The sequence below is a fragment of the Acinetobacter sp. GN11 genome (assembly GCF_054823985.1).
The window spans coordinates 1-3,820 of sequence record NZ_JRVL01000279.1 but is presented as its reverse complement, the minus strand read 5'-3'; the positions used below and the strand labels follow the sequence as shown (position 1 = coordinate 3,820).

Annotated in this window: 4 protein-coding genes; 3 read left to right on the top strand and 1 reads right to left on the bottom strand. The window is 40.4% G+C overall.

Annotated features, from left to right (window positions below):
- Positions 1 to 39: 39 nt before the first annotated feature.
- On the bottom strand, positions 40 to 1,203 hold the full coding sequence (locus NL42_RS18075; protein ID WP_461313802.1) for an outer membrane protein assembly factor BamD: 1,164 nt from the start codon (positions 1,201 to 1,203) through the stop codon (positions 40 to 42).
- 71 nt (positions 1,204 to 1,274) lie between these two features.
- Here NL42_RS18075 and rluD point away from each other — a divergent pair, with 71 nt between their 5' ends.
- The 3 genes from rluD to NL42_RS18060 all read left to right on the top strand — a co-directional run bounded on the left by rluD (position 1,275) and on the right by NL42_RS18060 (position 3,820).
- Entirely contained in the window at positions 1,275 to 2,327 is a 1,053-nt protein-coding gene (rluD, locus tag NL42_RS18070; protein ID WP_446091820.1) for a 23S rRNA pseudouridine(1911/1915/1917) synthase RluD, read from the top strand.
- A 10-nt stretch (positions 2,328 to 2,337) separates the two neighbouring features.
- On the top strand, positions 2,338 to 3,075 hold the full coding sequence (gene pgeF, locus NL42_RS18065) for a peptidoglycan editing factor PgeF (RefSeq protein ID WP_461313801.1): 738 nt from the start codon (positions 2,338 to 2,340) through the stop codon (positions 3,073 to 3,075).
- 193 nt (positions 3,076 to 3,268) lie between these two features.
- Entirely contained in the window at positions 3,269 to 3,820 is a 552-nt protein-coding gene (locus NL42_RS18060) for a flavodoxin family protein (RefSeq protein ID WP_461313800.1), read from the top strand.

The window sequence follows — 3,820 nt, the reverse complement described above, 5'->3', positions numbered from 1 at the left end:
TCACTTGCCTGTTTATTGGTGCTTTTTAAAGTTTGTAACTTATTGAGCAGCGTCGCTGGTACCTTGTGTTGCATCATTTGATTGAGTATCAGTTGATCCATCTGTAGAACTAACAGTAGGAGCAACAGTTGTATTCTCTGCTGGTTGTGGCTCAGGTTTATCTAATAAACCAAAGCTTAAACGATTTGTCCAACTACGATCTGATTTTGAGGTTTCAACGGGTGTTTTTTCTGGTTCTTCAGTTTCTTCTTTATTCGAATTACCAATTAAACCAAAGCTCACGCGATTAAGGAAACCACGTTTTGGAGCTTCTGCTTCAGCTGTGCTTTCTGGCGTTGCAGCCGTAGATTCACGACCGAAAATGCCCAGAGTCGCACGGTTAATCCAGTTGCCTTCTTTACGGGCAGCGCGCATGTTAACCGTACCATCTTTTTTCACCAAGTTAGGGTAATTAAGCTTTAAAACTTCAATATATTGTTGTGAAGTCGCTTTATCACCTAATTGGTTATAGCTATAAGCCAAAGTCGCTAATGCTTCTGGAACTTGAGGAGTTTGTGGATAGTGTTCAATTACCCATTGCGAACGTTCGGCAGCAGCGATCCAAGCTTTACGTTTAACGTTAAAGCGTGCAGCAGTCATTTCATTTTCAGCAAGCTCTTGGCCAATAAATTTCATGCGCTGAGCAGCATCAACTGAATATTGGCTACTTGGGAAACGACGAATTAAATCAACAAAGTTCTGATAAGCAACTTTTAAATAACTCACATCACGATGAGATTGTTGTAAAGATGTATAGCGCATTAAACTGTCGTAGTTTTGCTCCATATTCGCTACAGCACGAACATAGTACGCATAATCTACATTTGGATGTTGAGGATTTAAACGAATAAAACGTTCAGCTAAGGCGATCGTGCCTTCATAATCTTTTTGTTTAAATTTTGAATATAGAAGTTCAAGTTGTGCTTGTTGTGCGTATTGCCCAGTCGGATAATAAGTATCAATTGCTTCTAAAGACTTGGTCGCATCAAGATATTGACCGCGGTCAAGCGACTTTTGGGCCTTTTCGAAGTAAGCTTGTTCACTAGATTGTGGGCCACTATCGACCACTTCTTTTTTACTTGGATTGCTGCTACAGCCCACAAATGCAGACGCTACACCTAAAGATAAGGCAAGCATCGTAATTTTATAACGTGGTAGCGACATAAAAACTCCTCTGTTATGTTGGGCAATGAGCTACAATTGCGCTATTAAACCACTTTTATCTCAATGATCAAATGACTTCAGCACAATCTTCAAACACAAACTTATCTGAAACCGACTTCAATTTACTTGAAGATTCTGAGGATGCAGATAACCATACTTCTGATACAACTGCAACACGTTTATCGTTGCAAGTTCAGTTAGATGAAACCTATCTAGGACAACGCATCGATCAGGTTGCGGCCTTGGTGTGGAATGAGTTTTCACGTGAAAAGCTTAAACAATGGTTGAAGGATGGCCATCTGTTGGTGAATGGTAACATTGTCAAGCCTAAGAACCGTTGTGAAGGAACAGAGCTGCTTACACTCGAAGTTGAGCTTGAAGCTCAGACCACGAGTCAACCTGAAAACATTCCACTTAATATTGTCTATGAAGATGACGAAATTTTAGTCATCAACAAGCCAGTCGGCATGGTGGTACATCCAGGGGCTGGCAATAGTTCTGGAACTTTAGTGAATGCCTTACTTTACCATTTTCCAAAATTGTCGGAACTTTCTCGCGCTGGTTTAGTACATCGTATTGATAAAGATACTAGCGGTTTGTTAGTCGTTGCCAAGAGTCTTGAAGCACAATTTTCTTTAAGTAAACAGTTGGCAAATAAATCGGTTTACCGCGTATACGACTTGGTTGTTTATGGCAATGTTATTGCTGGCGGTACGATTGATGAGCCTATCAAACGTCATCCAGTTGACCGTGTGAAAATGGCGATTTTACCGGGCGGGCGCGATGCTGTTACCCATTACAATGTAAAAGAACGCTTTAAAGATTTTACTCGTGTACAAGCTCGTCTTGAAACAGGTCGAACTCATCAGATTCGTGTCCATTTTAGTTATATCGGTTATGGACTGATCGGTGATCAGATTTATATGAACCGTGTACGTGTACCAGCAGGGGCGTCTGAATTACTCATTGATACTTTGCGTGGTTTTAAACGCCAAGCATTGCATGCAGCTAAATTGGGTTTAAAACACCCTCGTACTGGTGAAGAAATGCTATTTGAAGCGCCGTGGCCTGAAGATTTTACACATTTAGTGAATGTGTTACGTTCTGAAAACGCTGCATATTAAGGACGCATATATGGAATTTGTTCAAGGTTTACCTCAAGGCGTATGTGTAGGACAGACATATGTTCAACATCCTTTGGCATTACCAACGGATCAACGTGAGTTGTCTGGCTTTAATCTGGCTTTACATGTCAACGATGATGCAGAGCGTGTTCAGCAACATCGCATGATATTGCTAGATGAGTTTGCTAAGTTCGGTGTTAAAAAAATGACATGGATGACTCAAACACATAGTACGATTTGCCATACAGTAAATGAACAAATTCCTTTTAAGGCTTTAATAGGTGATGGTTTGGTCACTCAAACCAAAGGCCATGCTTTAATGATGATGACCGCTGATTGTTTACCTATCGTGTTAGGAAATGCAGAGGGTACCGAAGTCGCAAACTTACATGCGGGTTGGCGTGGTTTAGCAGGTGGGATTGTTGAAAACACGATTGCTGCTATGCAAAACCCTCCAGCTTGGGCATGGTTAGGAGCTGCGATTAGCCAACCTTGTTTTGAAATCGGGGCTGAAGTAAAGGCTGCTTTTTGTGACAAGTATCCTGAGTTGGAAACAGCTTTTGTTGAGGGGGCAGCTCCAAATAAGTTTCATGCAGATTTATATGCAATTGCACGTTTTATTTTGCAGAGTCTAGGTGTGAAGCAAGTTTTAGGCGGAGACCAATGTTCTTATCAACAGAGCGATGAATATTTTTCTTATCGTCGTGATGTGAAGACTGGGCGCATGGCCACCTTTGTTTTTATCTAAGCTTTATAAACATCATTAAATTCACTCTCTTATTTTGTAGTCATTAAATAAAGTAAGAGAGCGTCTTATTTAGTTTAAAGATATTACGATTGTGAATTGTACTGAAACGCTTCTATTTCATATTTATAGATGTAGGTTTAGCAAGAGCTAATAAAATGATAAAATAGAAAAAATCGCTCAAAATTTTAATCTTATGTCTTTGCCTGAAAAACATCTCTCAATTGTCTACCACAGTCCATATGGTCATACCGCCAAGGTGGCCTCTGCTATTGCTGCTGGTGCAGAGGTGATGGGGGTGAAAGTACATTTAATGAATATTGAGCATATTGATTGGGATGCGCTGGATGCATCACAAGGTATTATTTTCGGATCACCTACTTACATGGGAAGTATGACTGCCGATTTTAAAAAATTTATGGACAGTACTTCTAAACGTTGGAAAGAACGTTTGTGGCAAGGCAAGCTTGCAGCTGGCTTTGCAAATTCGGGTGGATTGAGCGGCGATAAACTCGCGGTATTACAACAATTAAATATTTTTGCCATGCAACATGGCATGCTTTGGTCAGGTTTGCCTTTAATGACCACAGGGCATAGTGAAAAAGATTTAAACCGATTATCGAGTTGTTTGGGCTTAATGACCCAGTCAGATAATGCGCCTGTCGAAATTACTCCTCCACAAGGCGATTTAGATACAGCTAAATGGTTTGGTGAATATATTGCTGGATTGCTTTATCGTATAAGTTAA